The organism is Facklamia sp. P9177, assembly GCF_050409585.1.
In the GTDB taxonomy this organism is placed as follows: domain Bacteria; phylum Bacillota; class Bacilli; order Lactobacillales; family Aerococcaceae; genus Facklamia.
On record NZ_JBNUPE010000002.1, the window covers coordinates 124,141 to 142,775 of the forward strand.

Consider the following 18,635-nt stretch of genomic DNA (forward strand, 5'->3'; position numbering starts at 1 on the left):
ACAAGCTTGAAATTTTATTAGAGGAGGCAGGCCATGGCCTATATACCGAATGAGGTGATTGATGCTATCAGGCAGTCGGTTAAAATCGAAGACGTTGTCAGTCAATATGTGCAACTGACTAAAAGGGGTCCAGGCTACTCTGCCTCTTGCCCTTTTCATGAAGACAATAACCCATCCTTTTCCATTCATACCGAAAAGCAAATCTTCAAATGCTTCTCTTGTGGTAGAGCGGGCAATGTCTTTGGTTTTATCCAGGAAATTGAATCGCTACCCTTTAAACAAGCGGTTATTAAGGTGGCAGAGTTTGCAGACTACCCTTTGGATTCAAGTTTATTAGCTGAAGATGATTATAGTCCAATTCCTCATCAAGATAAACAATTGTATGCGATCTATGAAAAAGCTAGTCAATTCTATCATTACTTTTTAACTGCTACAGAAAATGGTAATCAAGCTTATGCTTATTTAAGCGATCGTGGCTTAAAGAAGGAAACGATTGATGCCTTTGCTTTAGGGTTAGCGCCTGATAATTCTGAGCTCTTATGGACTTATTTAAAGGATCAGTCTTTCACTGAAGAAGAATTACTGACTTCGGGTATTTTTTACCAAGCTGAAAATAGTCCAGCCATTATCGACCGCTTTCGTGGACGGATTATCTTCCCTTTGAGATCGAATCAAGGAAAGGTTTTAGCCTTTTCTGGACGCCTCTATCAAGCAGGGGACTCTCGCAAGAGTAAGTATGTTAACTCGCCTGAAACCACTATTTTTCATAAGAGTCAGCTGGTTTATAATCTTGATTTGGCACGACCAGCCATTCGCAAGTTAAAACAAATTATAGTTTGTGAAGGTTTTATGGATGTGATTGCACTTTACGAAGCAGGATTCGAACAGGCAGTAGCTACCATGGGGACTAGCTTGACCCATGATCACTTGTCTTATTTGACCAAATTAGCCAATGAAATTCTCTTTGTATTTGATGGCGATGAAGCAGGGCAAAAAGCTACAGCTAAAGCCTTTGAATTGGGAAAAGATTTTCCCAAAGCCCAATTTAAATCAATCCTTTTACCTAGAGGGATGGACCCTGATGAGTGGTTGAAAGCCAGGGGAAAAGAATCCTTCCAAACACTTTTAAACCAAGCACAAACTTCCTTTAATTTTTTCAAAAATTATCACAAGCAATTCTTTCAAATGGATGATAAAGCTGCTGTGGCGGAATATATCGACCGTTTATTAGTTGATTTAAACAAAATCCAATCACCCGTCGAGAAACAATTGTATCTGGTGGAGCTTGCTGAAGAATTTCAAATAGCAGAAAGCTTCTTGCAAGAGCGAATGTTGCGCTTGAGTGGAGGTCAAAGAAAGACTGCTAAAAAGCAACCAGCTATCAACCATCATCAACCACCTCCGCAATTACAAAGTGATCAGCAGGCCTTAAAAGTAGATTCTTTTAAAGCCTTTCAAAGTGAAAAATTATGGTTAGGCTTTTTAATGTACTATCAAGAGGCTTGGAATTATTTAGAAAAATTAAATGAGCTGCCATTTCTCTACCATGACTTTTCACAAAAGGCCTTTCTAGCCTTGACGGATTACTATTATCAAGGCAACAAATTGCCTTTAACAGGAATAGTTGGTAATATTGAAGAGGTTCAAGTCAATAGTCTTTTAACGAATGTAATGTGGGATTTTGAACCGATTGGTTATCAAGATCAAGCGATGACCGACTGTTTAAATACCATCCAAATCGCCTTTTTAGAACAAGAAATAGAAGAATTAAAGACCCAATTTAAACAATATCACCAACAGCAAGAAGCCAATAAGGCAACCGAGGTGATTAATCGCTTAATGGTGTTGCAAAGAAAATTAAAGACAAAAGAATAGGGGGCTTACTTTATGGCAAAAGAAAAGAAAGACAATAAAGCAAGTAAAAATGAATTAAAGCTGACTTTAGACCAGGCCACTGAAAAGCTGATAAAAGAAAAGAAAATTCTCGGTCAAGTTCACTATGATGACTTGAGCAATCAATTAGCCATTCCATATAAATTAGATGCCAATGGCATTGATAAGCTCATTCAAAAGGTGGAAGACCAAGGGATTGCGGTAGTAGGTGATGATGGTGGACCAACCAAGCAACAAATGGTTAGAGCAGAAGACGTTAAACCAGAAGAAGTCCTAACAGCCGCCCAAAAAGCAGCCGCTTCAAAAATAAAGGTAGCAGATCCTGTTCGTATGTATTTAAAAGAAATTGGTCGTGTCGATCTATTAAATGCAGATGAAGAGGTCGAATTGGCCAAGCGTATCTTAGAAGGCGATGAATTAGCTAAGCAAGAACTGGCTGAAGCCAACCTTCGTTTAGTAGTATCGATTGCTAAGCGTTATGTGGGTCGTGGTATGTCCTTCTTAGACCTCATTCAAGAAGGGAATATGGGCTTGATGAAGGCGGTTGAAAAGTTTGACCATACTAAAGGGTTCAAATTCTCAACTTACGCTACTTGGTGGATTCGTCAAGCCATCACACGAGCCATTGCCGACCAGGCGCGAACCATTCGTATCCCGGTTCATATGGTGGAAACCATCAACAAATTAGTAAGAGTCCAAAGACAATTGTTACAAGACCTGGGTAGAGAACCGACGCCTGAAGAAATCGGAGCAGAAATGGATTTACCAACTGAAAAAGTACGTGATATCTTAAAAATTGCTCAAGAACCGGTCTCCTTGGAAACCCCCATTGGTGAAGAGGACGATTCGCACTTAGGTGATTTTATTGAAGACGAAGGCGCCTTAAGTCCAGAAGATCATACGGCTTCAGCCCTCTTAAGGGAACAGTTAGAGGATGTGTTGGATACCTTAACTGACCGTGAAGAAAATGTTCTACGCTTACGCTTCGGCTTGGATGATGGCAATATTCGCACCCTTGAACAAGTCGGTAAGGTTTTTGGTGTAACGCGTGAGCGTATTCGTCAAATCGAAGCTAAAGCTTTGAGAAAATTACGCCATCCTAGTCGGTCTAAACAATTAAAAGACTTTATCGAATAGAATAAGACAAGAAAAACTCCTTCATACGCTTAAATGAGCGGAAGGAGTTTTTCGTGTTTAAGCCTTTACTTGCGAAAGCGCTTTAATCGTTTTATACTTAAGGTAGGCAAAAGGGGGAAGATTAATGGAAAGTTATTTATTAAAGAACGGTGTCAAGATTCCTAAAATTGGTTTTGGTACTTGGAAGTTAAAAGAAGGTGAAGAAGCCTATCAAAGTGTCCTTCATGCCTTAAAGGTAGGCTATCGTCACATTGATACTGCTCAAGTCTATGGCAATGAAGCCAGTGTCGGTCGAGCCATTAAAGATTCAGGTATTCCACGTGAAGAGATCTTTCTAACTACTAAAATTTGGAATGACAAGCATTCCTACAGTCTAGCCAAACAAGCGGTGGAAGAATCCATGCAAAAGTTGCAAGTAGATTATTTAGACCTTTTGTTAATTCACTGGCCTAATCCCGTTCACTTACGTAAGGACAAGGCATGGATGCAAGCTAATCAAGAAGTTTGGCAGTTGATGGAAGAATTATATCAAGATGGAAAACTAAAAGCCATTGGGGTGTCCAATTTCATGGTTCATCACTTAGCTGCTTTACTAGCCTCTGTCAAGATAAAGCCCATGGTTAACCAAGTCTTACTCGCTCCGGGAACTACGCAAGAGAATTTAGTTAATTTTTGCCAACAACATGATATGGTTCTAGAAGCCTATAGTCCGCTAGGAAGTGGTAGTCTTTTTGAGCAAGTGCCAGTCGAAGAAATAGCAAAAAAATATAAGAAAAGTGTTGCGCAAGTTGCCCTAAGATGGTCGCTTGATAAAGGCTTTCTGCCCTTACCCAAATCAAAAACACCGGCTAATATTGAATCGAACCTAGACATTTTTGATTTTGAGCTAGAAGCAGAAGACCGCAAAAAGTTGGATCAATTAGAGGGGGTGAAAACACAAAGCGACCCTGATCAAGTTGACTTTTAAAAAAGGAACTTTAAACAGATGACCCGGAAGCTTTAATAGCTTTCCGGCTTTTTTTATGATTGAGTGCGTCTAGCTGAATAATAAAAATTTATTAAATATTTACTTAAGTAAGCTATATATTATCGACAAATTGGTTTATAATAAGCGCATAATAGTGACTTTAAGAATGGAAGGAAGGATCAATTGACTTATCAATTATTATTATTTGATTTAGATAACACCTTATTTAATTTTAATCAAGCCCAAGACCAAGCCTTACTTGAATTCTTAAGCCAAGAAGGGGTTCCCCAGCAAGCTATTCCTCGTTTTATTGACTACTATGTTTTGCTCAATCATTCTTTATGGGACAAGTTAGAGTTAGGGTTAATTGATCGGCAAACATTAATTTCTAGTCGTTTTGCCTTATTATTTGATCACTTTGGTCATCAGCGAGATGGGGTAGAATTGGCTCAAGCCTATCAAAAGTGTATAGGCAGACAAGCCCAGCTAATTGAAGGTGCAAGAAGCTTCCTCGATTCTTGTCTTAAGGAGGGTAAGCGTCTGTTTGCCATTTCCAACGGTATTTCTGCTATTCAAAGGGCGCGCTTAGAACATGCAAAGTTGAATCCTTATTTTGAAGCAATTTTTATTTCAGAAGAGATTGGTCATGTGAAGCCTTCTAAAGGCTTTTTCGATTATGTCGCTGAAAATATAAGAGAATTCAATTCTAAAAGGACACTCGTTATTGGCGACTCCTTGAGTGCTGATATTCAAGGCGCCTTAAACGCAGGGCTTGATTGTGTTTGGTTTAATCATTTGAATGAAAACAAACAGTCCCACTTACCGGCCAATTATGTGGTCGATAACTATAATGATTTAGCCAAAATCATCTACAGATAAAAAATAGGTAGTCTCAAAAATGCTTTTCTAGTATATAATAGACTTATGAAAGGGAGTATCGGATGAATATCGAAAGACTATCTCAACGACTGGAAAAAGTTGCGCAATATATCGTTCAATATGGTCAAGCGCCGATTCGGTTGGCAGATATCGGTAGTGATCACGCTTATTTACCATGTAATTTACTTAAAAACAAACAGATAGAATTTGCAGTGGCAGGTGAGGTAGTGGAAGGACCTTATTTATCGGCTGTGAAACAAGTCAATGAAAGTCAATTGCAAGATAAAATCATCGTCCGTCTTGGCGATGGCTTTGCGGCAGTTGAAGCCAGTGATGCCATTAATACAGCAGCTATCTGTGGTATGGGAGGTGGTTTGATTGTCTCCATCTTAGAAGCAGGTTATCATGCAGGAAAATTACCAAAACTCTTAGTCTTACAAGCTAACACAGCAGTTGCCAAAGTCAGAGCCTGGTTACAAGATCATTATTACCATATTCTTAACGAATGCTTTATTGATGAAAAGGGGCAATTTTATGAAGTAATGGTTGCTCAAAAGCAAGCAGAAAAAGCAATTTACACTGATAAAGAAATCATGTTTGGTCCCATACATTTGACTCAAAGGGGGCCAATCTTTGAAGATTACTGGCATAATGAATTAAACCACCACCATTTTATTCTTAATCAGTTGTTTCATGGAGTAGAATATGAGCAAATGGCCCAAGACCGCAAAAATAAGGTAGACATTATTCAAGCCGAAATAGATAAAATAGAGGAGGTGGTAGACTATGACAAAGCTCTTTTTTAAAGAGTTAATGGCTTATCTCGATCAAAAATATCCTGCGGCTTATGCCGAAGAGTGGGATAAGGTCGGCTTACACTTTGGCCATCCTGAACAAGCGATTAAAAAGGTGATGGTCGCTTTGGATATGCGACCACAAGTGGTTGAAGAGGCTATTGAAGAAGATGTAGATAGCTTGATTTTACACCATCCGCCCCTCTTCAAAGCAATCGAGCGTTTCGACCAGTCTAAGCCCCAGATAAAAATGTATCAAAGAGCCATTCAAGCAGGTATCAATGTCTTTGCCATGCACACCAATTATGACGCCGCCCCTGGTGGCATGAATGATATTTTGGCTCAAGCTATGAAGTTAACTGATATTAAACCCTTAATCGATCTAGAAGAAGGACAGGTAGCGATTGGCCGGATAGGCAACTTGCCTCGAGCTCTAACGCGCCATGAACTTTTTGCCTATGTCAAGCAAGTCTTCAAACGACCTGCTTTAACAGTGATTGAAAAAGTCCCGCAAGCCACTTATCAACGAGTTGCTATTGTAGGCGGAGCCGGAGCTAGCTTTATGGACCAGGTCGAAAAGGTCCAAGCCGATGTCTTTATTACCGGAGATATCAGCTTCCATACAGGGCATGATCTATATGAAAAGCCCTTTATGACTATTGATGCCAGTCATTATATTGAGCATTTATTTATTGAGGTCGAAGTGGCTAGAATAAAAGAAGCTATCGAACAAAAGGGCTGGGATCTTGAAGTGATTGCTTCCACAGTTTCCACTGATCCCTTTACTTATGAATAAAAAGGAGAATGATTATGGACTTATTTGAAAAAACTAAAGAACGTTTAATTCGTTACGCTAAGATTAATACTCGCTCGGATGAGAATTCAACCACCATTCCATCGACTGACATTCAATTTGACCTCTTAAATCTTTTGGTCGATGAATTAAAAGCAATCGGTATGGAAGAAGTGGTGTTAAATCCTGAAAATGCCTTTGTCACAGCTACTTTACCGGCCAATACTGATAAAGAAGTAGCCAGCATTGGTTTTATTGCTCACGTAGATACAGCCGACTTTAATTCTGAAAATGTGCAGCCACAAGTCTTTGAAAACTACGACGGTAAAGATCTGCACTTGAGTGAAGATTGGGTAATGAGGGTCAGTGAATTTCCTAACCTACCACCTTATAAAGGTCAAACCCTCATTACCACTGATGGAACTACTCTGTTAGGGGCTGATGATAAGTCCGGTATTGCTGAGATTGTGACCGCTATGGAGTACTTAATCCAACATCCAGAAATCAAACATGGTAAAATCCGTGTAGCCTTTGGTCCGGATGAAGAAATTGGACGTGGAGCAGATCACTTTGATGCAGAAGGTTTTGCGACAGACTTTGCTTATACCATGGATGGCGGACCGGTTGGCGAGTTAGAATATGAATCCTTTAACGCGGCTCAAGCAGTATTGAAAATTCGTGGTAAAAATATACACCCAGGAACTGCTAAAGGCAAAATGATTAATGCCACAACCATTATGAATCTCTTCATGTCTGATCTTCCACAAGCAGAAGTACCAGAGCAAACTTCTGGCCGCGAAGGTTTCTATCATGTCTTAAGTGTAGAAGGGACGGTCGATGAAGCAGAATTAGTGCTAATTATTCGTGACTTCAACCGTGATCTTTTTGAAAAGCGTAAAGCCAAGGTGGAAGAAATCGTTGCTAACATCAACAAAGAATATGCTGAACCACCTATCACTTTGGAAATGAAAGACCAATATTACAACATGGCTGAAATCATTGAAAAGGATATGACACCGGTTGACCTAGCCCAAGCAGCCATGGAAGCTTTAGATATTCCTGTTAACATTGTGCCTATCCGTGGTGGAACCGACGGTTCGAAGATTTCCTTCATGGGGATTCCAACCCCAAATATCTTTGCCGGTGGCGAAAACATGCACGGACGCTTTGAATTCGTGGCAGTTGAATCCATGGTTAAGGCGACAGAAGTAATTATCAAAATTGCGGAATTAAATGCCCAATAAGCAAAAGTTAAATAATAATTACAGGCTGGAGCAGGGATCCAGCCTGTTCTTCTACCCAAAGGAGGAGATAGCGTGACGATTCAATTTGTTACCGGCGACTTGAGTCAAAATAAAAAAAGCCTTCTTATTCAAGCCATCATGGACCAATTGAAAGAAACACCTGACTTAAAAGTCTATTATATCGTGCCAGAACACTTGAAATTTGAAATGGAAAAGTTTGTCTTAGAAGAAATCCGTGACCATCAAGTGGACCAAGCCAGCTCTATTTTTAATTTGCAGGTGGCTTCTTTTTCACGCTTAAACTGGTTCTTGATTAAAGATCAAAAGCCCAGTCATGAGATTAGTGACTTAGGTCTGTCGATGATTGTACGGCAAGTCTTAAGCCAATACCGGGAAAACTTAGTGGTTTACCAAAAGCAGGCTCACTATCAAGGTTTTATCGAAGACTTAGTCGTTCTTTTTAAAGAATTTATCGAAGGCAATATTCAAGTGGAAGATTTGCAAGTTGAGCCAGCGCAAGATTTTACTTGGATGGATTTGGAAATAGAAAAGCAAAAAGAATTACAAATGCTTTATCAAGCCTTTCTAAAGGCACTGAGTGATTTTCGGATTGATAATTTTGCCAAGCAGGAAGACTTGATGGACTATATCAACCATCAAAATTTAAATAAGTATCTCTTTGTAATGGACCACTACTATTACTTTAATAGCCAGGAAATGCAATTACTTTTAAGTTTGGCTAAGCATGCTTGTAAAGTTAAGATTGTCTTACCCATCAAGAGCGCTGAATTAAGGGCTAATCAAGCCTTGATGACTACCGCCTTACCTTATGCAACCTACTACCGCATTCGCAGTTTAGCTCAGCAGATGGGACTAGCGATTGAACCAGATTGGGAAATTAAAGACCAGGCTTTTAACTACCAAGATTCGATTTTGAGCTTAGCGCAAGCCTTTAAAGCCCAACAAGACTTACTGCCATCAGCTACCCACCAAAGAGCTGATAGGGACTTTAACAGCCATCGCTTTTTACAATTTGATTCCATCCAGAGTGAATTACGGTATGTCTCCAACCGCATTCATTATCTGGTTACAAAAAAAGGCTACCGTTATAAAGACATTCAAGTCTACACCCGAGATTTAGAAGCCTATCAATCCATGATTGCTCCGATTCTAGCGGCCAATCAAATTCCTTATTTCTTTGACCATGCTAAGGCTATGACCGACCATCCACTTTTTACCCTTATCCAGCATCTCATTCGCCTGGACCGCTATAACTGGCGACTGATTGATATTTTAGAAGTTTTAAAATCTCCTTTGGTAAGGCTGGGGCAGTTTCATTCGGCTTTTGCTGAATTAGCTGACCAAGACTTAGAGCGCTTGGTCTATTCCTTTGAGAATTATTTAATAGCCTATCAGTATGAGGGTTATCGCTTTGCTAATCTATCCTATGACTGGCTCTTTATGACGGAAGATGTTTTTTTTCATTCAGCTGAAGGACAGGTCTATGATTTTACACTGGCTGAGGCTTTTAGCTGGATTAGGACCTATCTGGTTGAACACTTTGGATTTAATAAAAAAGCCCTAAAAAGCAGCAAAGGCCAGAATGGATTAGCCGCTAGCTTCTATCAAAAATTAGAAGCAATCGGCATCAGGCAAGCTCTTATGGATTTAAGGGACCGAGCACTTCAAAAGGGTCAGATTGAACAATCGCGCCAAGATGAACAAGTTTGGCAGGTATTGGTCAATAGTCTCGATGAATACCACCAAATCTATGGACAAGCAGATTTAGACCTAGCCACCTTCTTTGAAATCCTAGAAGCTGGTCTTTCAGCAGCGACCTATCATATCATTCCACCTACTTTGGACCAAGTGATGATTTCAAATATTGTGTCCCCTCAAGTTCAACCTTGTAAAATTGCCTTTGTGATTGGTATGGATCAAAAAGCCTTGCCAGCTAAACAGGCTAGGGATAGTTTGTTGACCCCCAGTCATCGCCAAGCTATCAATCAAGAACTTTTAGCCCATCAATATTTATCCGATCAGGAACATCAAGGGTATCAAATGGAATACTTATTAGCTTATCAAGTCTTACTGTTAGCGACGGATCAATTGATTATTTCCTATGCCATTCATCAAGGCGACCAAGTCCGTAACTTTTCACCATGGTTGCAACAAGCGGCAGACATCGCCAATCTTAAACTGATTCACCAAGCTGACTATAGTAGGGATCTAACTTTAGAAACGCCTTTAAGACTAGCCGATTTTGGACGGTATGCCAGTAACAAGGCCCCTATTTTATATCAAATCCATCAAGACTTTATGCAGGGTAAAAGCCCTCAGCCCGCTTTCTTAGAATTATTAAAGTTGATGGTAGATTATGAAAGGCAAAACAAAGCAAGCCTTAAAGCAAGTGGCATCGTCGACTTAATTATTCAAACCTTTTATTTTAATGACCTACCGGATAAGATTGATAGCGATTTAGCCTTAGCACTCTTCGGTCGCAACTTATCACTATCGGTGTCTCGGATTGAACAATTTTTTGCTGACCCTTATTCCCACTTTTTACGCTATGGATTACGATTGAAGGAAAGAGAACGTTTTGAACTGGATGCTGCGCTTTCAGGTGACTACTTCCACCAGGCCTTAGACCAGTTCAATCAATTGGTACAAGCCCAAGGGAAATCTTTAGCTGACTTGTCAGAAGAAGAAGTTAAGGACTTATTAGGTGGAGTGATTGACGCTTTAAACCAAGATCCTAATTACCAAGTGCTCAGCAAACATCCGCGGATGCAGGCGATTCATCATCTATTAAATCAACGCCTGTTTTATTTTGTCCAATTAATGCAAGAACAAAACAATTTGACTCATTACCAACCCTTAGCCTCAGAATTAGTCTTTGGCACAGGGGGCAATAGTCAAGTGGCTGGCTTTGAATACCCATTGGCTGCGGGAGGATTGCTAAGCATAAGAGGGAAGATCGACCGTTTAGATCGTATTCAAAAAGGTCAGCAGAAACTGTTACAAGTGGTCGATTATAAGTCAGGTAAAAAAGACTTTGACTTAGTGGATGCTTATTATGGCTTAGACTTACAATTATTAACTTATTTAGCAGTAGCTTTGAAAAATTTTCCTGATTACCAGCCTCTGGGTGCTTTTTACCAGCATCTTTTACCAAGTTTTTATAAAGCGGACAAACATTATGCCCAAGGAGAAGTTGATCAACAGACTAAGACGCTTTTAAGTCAACGAACATTGAGAGGGTTTGTAACCATTGAGGCGGATGACTTACAAATAGTTGAATCCTTTGATCACCAAGCTAGTAAAAGTCGCATTTATCCGGTGACTTATACCAAGACGGGCTATCATGCTAGAAGTCCTTTCTTTACTAAAGAAAAAGTCGATTTACTCTTAGATTATACGCATTATCAATTCCAACAAGCAGCTGAGGCTATTCAAAGTGGTGATATTGCCTTAGCTCCTTTTTACGAAAATCCTTATACCCTCTCCTTAAATGCTCAATACCGAGTGATTACAGGCTTCGATGGAACACAATCCTTCCACCGTTACCGCCATAAACAAGTCAATAAAAAAGAAGTTTTGGCTCATATGAAGGAAAAATTACTTAACAAAGCAGCAAGCGAAGGAGGCGATCATCATAGAAACCCTACCGATTAAACCGGATAATAGTAAATTTAACAACGAACAATGGCAGGCTATTCATCAAAGGGGAAATAATATCTTAGTCGCTGCGTCAGCGGGTTCAGGTAAGACCACGGTCTTAATCGAACGGATTATGAATCATCTACTGACACGTTATGCCGAATTGAAAGAAGTCTTAGTCGTGACCTTTACTGAGTCTGCGGCCAATGAGATGAAAGAACGAATGGAGAAACGGTTAAAATCAGCGGTGAACCAATCGCTAGACGGGGAAGAAAAGCGATACTTGCTTAGTCAAATTAATCAGCTGCCTAGTGCCCACATCCAAACACTTCATTCATTTTGTTTATTTGTGATTCAAAACTTCTTCTATCTGGAAGCTATTAATCCAGCCTTCAACCTCTTAAGTGATGAAAGTCAAAAGCAAGTCATGGTGGAAGAAGTCTGGGACAAGCTTATTGATCAAATTAGTCAAGCCGATTCTCAACTGGCAGTCACACAAGCCGATTATCAAGACCTATTAATTCGTTTAACCAGTGGTCGTGATGATCAAGCCTTGCGTTCAATTGTTTTAGATATTTATGAGTTTGCCCGCGCCAATCCGGAACCCTTAATCTGGTTGGACCAAATGGTGGCTGAGACCGATGGTTTGGAAAGCTTTTGGAAGAGTGAACTCTATCAAGAAAGTCTAAAAATCCAACTTCAAGCACAGTTAAAGCTTGCTGATCGTTCTTATCAAGATGGCTTGAGTCTCTTAGCTTCTTGTTCAAGGCCGACGCTAGATAAGTTTGAACCAGTATTATCTGCAGAAGGCCAGCGCGTGGTCGAACTAACAGAAGCTTTCTTACAAAACGATATGGCCCACTTTAGTCAACTTTTAGATAACCTAAGCTTTAGCCGCTGGCCGAGTTCAAGAGGAAAAGCCCATGAAGAAGACTTAGAAACACTGCAAATAATTAAGCAATACCGTCAGGCTAGTAAGGATACTTTAGTTAAGATTCAGTCTTACTTTCCTTATCCTTACCAAACTATGCAGGAAGTCGAAGCGGCGATTCAACCCTACTTAAGAAAATTAAGCGATCTAAGTAAATTATTTTACCAAGCCATGCAAGACTATAAATTTCAAGAAGGGTGGATTGATTATTCAGATCTTGAGCACTTAACTTTGCAGATTTTAGCGCCTTATAATGCTCAATTAGGTAAACGTAAGCCATCGGTGGCAGCTGAATATTTTCAAGCCCTCTTTGAAGAAGTCTTAGTGGATGAGTATCAAGACATTAACGAAATCCAAGCAGCCATCTTATCCTACTTATCACGTGAAAGGGTGGAAGCGACCAAAGGCAATCTCTTTATGGTAGGAGATGTCAAACAGTCTATCTATGGCTTTCGGATGGCAGAACCATCCCTATTCCTCCAAAAATACCGTACTTACCAAACCAGTGACCAAGGTCACTTGATTATCTTGGATAAGAATTACCGCTCAAGGGACCAAGTCCTAAACTTTACCAATTATCTGTTTGAACGCTTGATGGATGAATCCTTTGGAGAAATGACCTATGGTAAAAATGAGCGTTTGATGACCGGCAACCAGGACTTCACAGTTGCAAAGGAAATAGACCACTATGCCATTGAATTGCTCTTACATAGCAAGGAACGCTCAGACGAAGAAGATCAAATGCAAGCAGATCGTCCTGATTTATTAATAGACAAGGGAATTGATTACCAAGCCCATCTAATTGCTCAAGATATACAAGCCAAGTTGCGCGCAGGCTATCAAATCTATGATAAAGAATTGGGTAAGGATCGTTTGATGACCTTTAAGGATATTGTGGTGCTAAGTTCTACCAAATCCAGCTTTGCCAATTTGCAGGCAGCCTTCAGCCATTACCAGCTACCTTTTACTTCACAAGCCATTGAGACTTATTTCCAGCGACAAGAGATTCAGTTAATTTTAGCCCTCTTAAAATTAATCGATAATCCCATGCAGGATATTCCTCTGGTCGCTATTCTCAAGTCTTTCTTTGTAGGCTTGAGTGACAATGACTTAGCCTTGATTCGGGTTAATCATCCACAAGCTTCCTTCTATCAAGCGGTAGAAGGCTTATTGAGTCAAGCATTTGAAAAGGATCAGCCATTATTAGCCATACAAAAGAAAGTGCAAAACTTTTTTACCCAACTTGCAAAATGGCGTGACTTTGCTGGCCACCAGGCTATTGATGAAGTCATCTGGCAAATCTATCTAGACACTTCCTTCTTAGACTATGTGGTGGGCTTAGATATGGGGCGCCAACGTCAGCTTAATCTTCATGCCTTTTATCAAAAAGCTCAAACCATTAATCAAGGTTTAGGAGGCAGTTTAGCAAGTTTTATCCACTATATTGAGACTCTTTTAGAACAAGACAAAGACTTGGCAGAACCCCTACAATTAGACAAGGATCAAAATATGGTGCGGGCTATGACCATTCATGCTTCTAAGGGGAGTGAGTTCCCGGTTGTCTATTTAATTAACAGTAATCACCGCTTTAATTTAATGGATAGCCAAAAAGCTATTGTGGCGACCAAGCATTATGGAGTGGGTATGAACCACTACCAAACGGATGACTTTGTCTATTATCAATCCATCAGTAAAACCTCGCGACAAATGCTTCTAGATCAAGCAGCAAAAGCCGAAGAATTAAGGGTACTCTATGTAGCTTTGACGCGAACCGAGCAGAAATTAATGATAGTGGGTTCGATTGAGAGTAGGGAAAAATGGCAAGAAAAGGGCGACCATTATCAAATGATGACTGACCCTGACAGCTTGCAAGTGGCCCTAGAACTCAGATCACAAGCTAATAGTTTCTTGGATTGGATTCATCAGGCGACTTCCCTCGCTCAAAGAAACCATCAATCACTCGCCACAATTACTGCTCAAGACTTTATCACACGTATCTATACTGAAGACCAAATTCAAGCCAATGTACCTAGCGTGACGGCTAGCCATCCAATAGCCAGCCCGCCGGCCTGGTTGAAGGCGCTACAAAAGGGCGAAGCTTTCGATCAACCCAAGCACAAGCATGAGAGGATCAACCAGCTTGAAGAATTGCTAACTGCTCAATACCCTTATCAATTAGCCAGTCAGACAGCTGCCTATCAATCTGTTTCGGAATTAAAACGTTTGTTCGAAGAACCACCGCATCCAGCTCTTTCTTTTTATACAGACCGGCGGAAGGAATCTATGCATGAGCTAGATGCATCCATTGATATAGATCAAGGGATTCAAGGGATTCGCTATACGCAAGATACCTTTGAAGCCCCAAGCTTTATGCAGTCCAAAACGCTAGATGCAGCTCGGATAGGAACTTTGAACCACTATCTGATGGAGCAGGTGGACTTTGGTCCCTTTAAATTAGCTGACCCAGCCGATTATAACCAGATCTTACAAGACCAGATCCAATCGATGATCGAGCGAGGTTTGATGGAAGCAGAAGATCGGCCACATCTGTACCTGGAAACAATTCTTAACTTCCTCCGAAGTCCGATCGGCCAACAAATGATAGAAAACAGCGATCAACTTAAACGGGAACAAGCTTTTTCTTACCTGGTACCGGCTAAGGACTTGTTCGCCAATCTGACTGAGAGCAAGCAAAGTATGCAGATGGAGCAAGATTCGATTCTGGTTCACGGGGTAATTGATAGCTATTATGTAATACCTAATCAAGGTTTTGTCTTGATTGACTTCAAGACGGACCGCTACCGTCCGCATCTGAGTCAATCCAAACAAGAACAATTGGAAGGGTTAAAAGACAAGTATCGCTACCAGTTGAAACTTTACAAGGACGCCTTAGCTAGCCACCTTAAACTACCTAATATCGGTACTTATATCGTGGCCTTAGGCTTCGACCAGGTGGTTGCGATGGATGAACAGATGAATCAGTAATCGTTTTATTAAGCATTCGCAAAAGAAGCATGGGTCTTTTGACCTAGGCCTAAAGCGGATGCTTTTTTTCAGATGAATGCTCGCAAGGGATCGCTTGCTTTTAAAGGTTGTTTAGGGTAAGCTTTCCCTAAACAAGGCAAGTTTATTAAATTTCCTTGAATGAGGAAAGAAATATCAATTACTTTCCTCAAGGAAAGGGGAACCTAACCAGTTATGATCGTAAGTTTCTTCTAACAATGGTAAAAAATGAAGTAAGTAGGCAGTAGGCAGGAAGGAGGAGTTCGATGGCTACGGATGTGGTTATTATCGGGGATTTTATTAAGTCTAAGCAAATCAAAGAACGTAAGGTATTCCAAAAGCAAGTGCAAGCCATATTCAAGCGCCTTAATCAGAAGTATCAAAAGCAGTTGCTTTCTCAATTGACCTTAACAGTTGGCGATGAGTTTCAAGTGATTATGAAGTTGGATTCAAACTGGCTGAACTTTTTAGATGACTTATATGTCACATTGCCCCATCCTTTTCGGCTGGGAATCGGTATCGGTGAGATCACGACGGCCATCGATCCTGAACGAAGTATCGGAGCCGATGGTCCAGCCTTTTGGCGAGCGCGGGAGGCGATTGAAGCTGTCCACCGTAATCATTATGGTAACAAGTGCCACCTGGCGCTCAGGACCCAAGACGACTCGATTAATCAGATGGTCAATAGCCTGTTTCTCTTGAGTGAAACCTTGAAAAGCCAATGGACCGACCTGCAACGGGAGACTTTCAAGTTGATGCTTGAAGAAGGGATCTACCAAGCGGAATTTGATCAGGCCCATTTTGCCCAAACGATTCAAATCAGTCAGAGCAGTCTGAGCAAGCGCTTATCACTGGGTAATATTAAGATCTACTTGAGGGGTCGAGAAACGATTGCAGAATTTTTGGAGGGGAATCATGAGTCCCTTTAATCAATGGACAATCATGATTTTAATCCTGCACTTTTTAGGTGATTTTCAATTATAAAGTCCTCAATTAGCTGTAGACAAGCAGCCTAACAGGCAAGCCTTGGCAACTCATTTAGCGATTCATGGCCTTTTTTTCTTCTATCCCTTAATCCGGAGCTTATACTATCAAGTCTTTTGGCCGGCCTTTTATGCTTATCTGATGCTTTGGATTAGTTACAGTCTGATCGACTGTATAAAGAGTGGCTTTGACAAGCTTCAGCCTTCTTATCGCTTATATACTTTCTTAATTGATCAAATCCTACATATTGTCCTCATCATTCTGTTAGGCCAAGTGTTTTTTACTAACTCCTTAGGGTCTGTTTTCCCTGCGTTTTGAACCGTCAAATGCTGACGGGGTTATTAGCGATCCTTTTGGTCGGCAAGCTGGCTAATGTTTTATTTAAACTAGCCTTCAGTCCTTATCCTCAAAGTCAGGTCATTCAGCAAGAAGGTCTACAAGGGACGGGCGCTTTAATCGGTCATTTGGAGCGGATTCTTTCCTTGATCTTTTTAGGCATGGGCCAGGTGAATGCGATTGGTTTAATTTATACGGCCAAATCCATTGCGTGTTTCAAACGTTTAGAAGAAGACAAGGAGGTTGCGGAGTATTATTTGATGGGAAGCTTATACAGTATTCTGTATGCCCTGTGTGTCTATTTCTTAGTCTTAGCTAGTTAGCAGCTATTAAATGAAAAAAGGAGGCCCCAAACATGAAAGTAAAGATTCTATTTATCCTTCTTGTAGCGCTAGTGACCTATCTAGTCTGGTTGGCTAGTCATTTAGATATTGGTCAAGAAGTGGTTGAAGCTGAGGTGGTGATTGTACCAGGTGGGGAAATAGTTCGTCCCTTGAAGGCAGCTGAATTAATCCAAGAAGGCTATGTCACATCACACTCAATGATTGTTTCTCCCTTAAATGAGTTTATCGGCACCAAACCCTTAATTGACTTTATAACTGACACCGGTTTATCGGAAGACCAAGTGATTGGAGAATTAGAAGCAACTTCTACTTGGACCAATGCGACCAATTCTATCGCCATCATGGAAGAAAGGGGATGGCAAACGGCCCTAGTAGTTACGACCGACTATCATAGCCGGCGCACTCGATTGGCTTTTGAGCGTGCGAGTCGGGGAAAGGATATGCACTTTTATTATGTCAGTGCTTATTTAAAGAATGCTCAGGGTGAGGAAGTCCTTTATCAAGACAGTCGCCAGGCCTTAAGGATAATGGCTTCTGAAGTCTATAAATACATCGGCTATTATCTAGAACTCTATTATTGGATTGACCAATAAATAATTGAATTAGAAAAGGTAGACAAAAATGACAAAACGTTTTATTCCATTTGATTTATTACGAGGGCTTGCAACGATAGCGGTCCTCTTGATTCATCTTACAGCCCCTTTATTAGGAGAAAATAAATTATGGATCCTAGCCCTTAATCAAGCGACACGCTTTGCGGTAGCAGTCTTTTTAATGCTTTCAGGTTGGGGTTTGGATCGGACCGATGCTTTGGATTCACAACTTGATTACCCCGCCTTCTTAAAAGACCGCCTCATAAAAATTATCCCGGCCTATTTGTGCTGGTCTTTAATCTATGCTTGGGCTAATTTCTGGTTGGTAGGTGAAGAATTGAGTCTTTTGACCTTCTTGCAGTTTCTCTTGCTAGGGAAGACTTCCTATCACTTGTATTTTGTTCCATTAATTGTGGGACTTTATATCTTTTACCCACTTTTATCTAAAATTGCCGATAACAAGTACTTAGCCATAGCCTTCGTGGGTCTTTTCATCTTCCAAGATGTCAGTGATCACCTACTAGGCTATATTCCTTATGATAAGGTCCAAGACTATTATAGCTATGCTTTTTGCTTCTTCTTTGGCATTTGGTTAAGCCGAGACTTTCAAGCTAAGCTTAAAAGCTTTCAAGTTTATCGTTATGGTATCTTGATTTATACGGTAATAATGCTAGGCTTGTTGATTGAAGAATCTTATCTAAGTGGGGGAACAGTGATTGCCAATACAAGACCTTTGGTTACTTTCTATTCGATCGGTTTGGTCTTGACTTTCATGTTATATAGGTTGCCTTTTGAGAAGCTTTTCCTATGGTTTAGCCGGTATTCTTTCTTAATTTATCTTTCTCATGTTCTTTTCTTGAAATTACTTGAAGGGACGGTTGAAAAAATGGCTTTATCGATGCCCCCTCTTATCTATGTTAGTGTGGTTGGAAGTGGGTTATTAATATGCCTTTATCTCTTAATAAAAGTTGTCGACCGTGAGCCTTTTAAACGCTGGCTTAGCTAGGTTATGTAATAAATGTAATATTTGAAAGAAAAACGAAGAATGCCTTCAAAATGAGATTTCTTGTGTTATAC

General features: G+C 40.4%; 13 protein-coding genes and 1 pseudogene. All 14 read left to right on the top strand.

Annotated features, from left to right (window positions below; genetic code table 11):
- Positions 1-33 precede the first annotated feature (33 nt).
- Positions 34-1,875: a DNA primase gene (gene dnaG / locus ACQV18_RS01500; protein ID WP_428892426.1), complete on the top strand. Its 1,842-nt coding sequence runs from the start codon at positions 34-36 to the stop codon at positions 1,873-1,875.
- A gap of 12 nt (positions 1,876-1,887) precedes the next feature.
- Entirely contained in the window at positions 1,888-3,030 is a 1,143-nt protein-coding gene (gene rpoD, locus ACQV18_RS01505; RefSeq protein ID WP_428873634.1) for an RNA polymerase sigma factor RpoD, read from the top strand.
- A gap of 124 nt (positions 3,031-3,154) precedes the next feature.
- The gene (locus ACQV18_RS01510; RefSeq protein WP_428873635.1) at positions 3,155-3,997 is read left to right on the top strand and encodes an aldo/keto reductase; all 843 of its coding nucleotides are present in this window, start codon (positions 3,155-3,157) and stop codon (positions 3,995-3,997) included.
- Positions 3,998-4,180: 183 nt separating this feature from the next.
- Positions 4,181-4,876, top strand: coding sequence for a YjjG family noncanonical pyrimidine nucleotidase (locus ACQV18_RS01515; protein WP_428892427.1), 696 nt, complete (start codon positions 4,181-4,183; stop codon positions 4,874-4,876).
- A gap of 62 nt (positions 4,877-4,938) precedes the next feature.
- Complete coding sequence (locus ACQV18_RS01520; protein ID WP_428873637.1) at positions 4,939-5,682, top strand: tRNA (adenine(22)-N(1))-methyltransferase; 744 nt, start codon at positions 4,939-4,941, stop codon at positions 5,680-5,682.
- The gene (locus ACQV18_RS01525; protein ID WP_428873638.1) at positions 5,663-6,466 is read left to right on the top strand and encodes a Nif3-like dinuclear metal center hexameric protein; all 804 of its coding nucleotides are present in this window, start codon (positions 5,663-5,665) and stop codon (positions 6,464-6,466) included. Before ACQV18_RS01520 ends, ACQV18_RS01525 begins: the two co-directional genes overlap by 20 nt.
- A 14-nt stretch (positions 6,467-6,480) precedes the next feature.
- The gene (pepT, locus tag ACQV18_RS01530; RefSeq protein WP_428873639.1) at positions 6,481-7,707 is read left to right on the top strand and encodes a peptidase T; all 1,227 of its coding nucleotides are present in this window, start codon (positions 6,481-6,483) and stop codon (positions 7,705-7,707) included.
- A 72-nt stretch (positions 7,708-7,779) separates the two neighbouring features.
- Complete coding sequence (locus ACQV18_RS01535; protein ID WP_428892428.1) at positions 7,780-11,382, top strand: PD-(D/E)XK nuclease family protein; 3,603 nt, start codon at positions 7,780-7,782, stop codon at positions 11,380-11,382.
- Complete coding sequence (gene addA, locus ACQV18_RS01540; RefSeq protein WP_428892459.1) at positions 11,378-15,283, top strand: helicase-exonuclease AddAB subunit AddA; 3,906 nt, start codon at positions 11,378-11,380, stop codon at positions 15,281-15,283. Before ACQV18_RS01535 ends, addA begins: the two co-directional genes overlap by 5 nt.
- Positions 15,284-15,567: 284 nt before the next feature.
- Positions 15,568-16,230 (top strand): SatD family protein, encoded by a 663-nt coding sequence (locus ACQV18_RS01545; protein WP_428892429.1) that lies wholly within the window; start codon positions 15,568-15,570, stop codon positions 16,228-16,230.
- Positions 16,231-16,303: 73 nt separating this feature from the next.
- Positions 16,304-16,603 (top strand): annotated as a pseudogene (locus ACQV18_RS01550) (DUF3307 domain-containing protein); the annotation flags it as partial.
- Positions 16,604-16,611: 8 nt separating this feature from the next.
- On the top strand, positions 16,612-16,944 hold the full coding sequence (locus ACQV18_RS01555) for a hypothetical protein (RefSeq protein WP_428892430.1): 333 nt from the start codon (positions 16,612-16,614) through the stop codon (positions 16,942-16,944).
- A 32-nt stretch (positions 16,945-16,976) separates the two neighbouring features.
- Positions 16,977-17,558 (top strand): YdcF family protein, encoded by a 582-nt coding sequence (locus ACQV18_RS01560; RefSeq protein WP_428892431.1) that lies wholly within the window; start codon positions 16,977-16,979, stop codon positions 17,556-17,558.
- 28 nt (positions 17,559-17,586) lie between these two features.
- Positions 17,587-18,564 (top strand): acyltransferase, encoded by a 978-nt coding sequence (locus tag ACQV18_RS01565; protein WP_428892432.1) that lies wholly within the window; start codon positions 17,587-17,589, stop codon positions 18,562-18,564.
- The last annotated feature ends 71 nt before the right edge of the window (positions 18,565-18,635 follow it).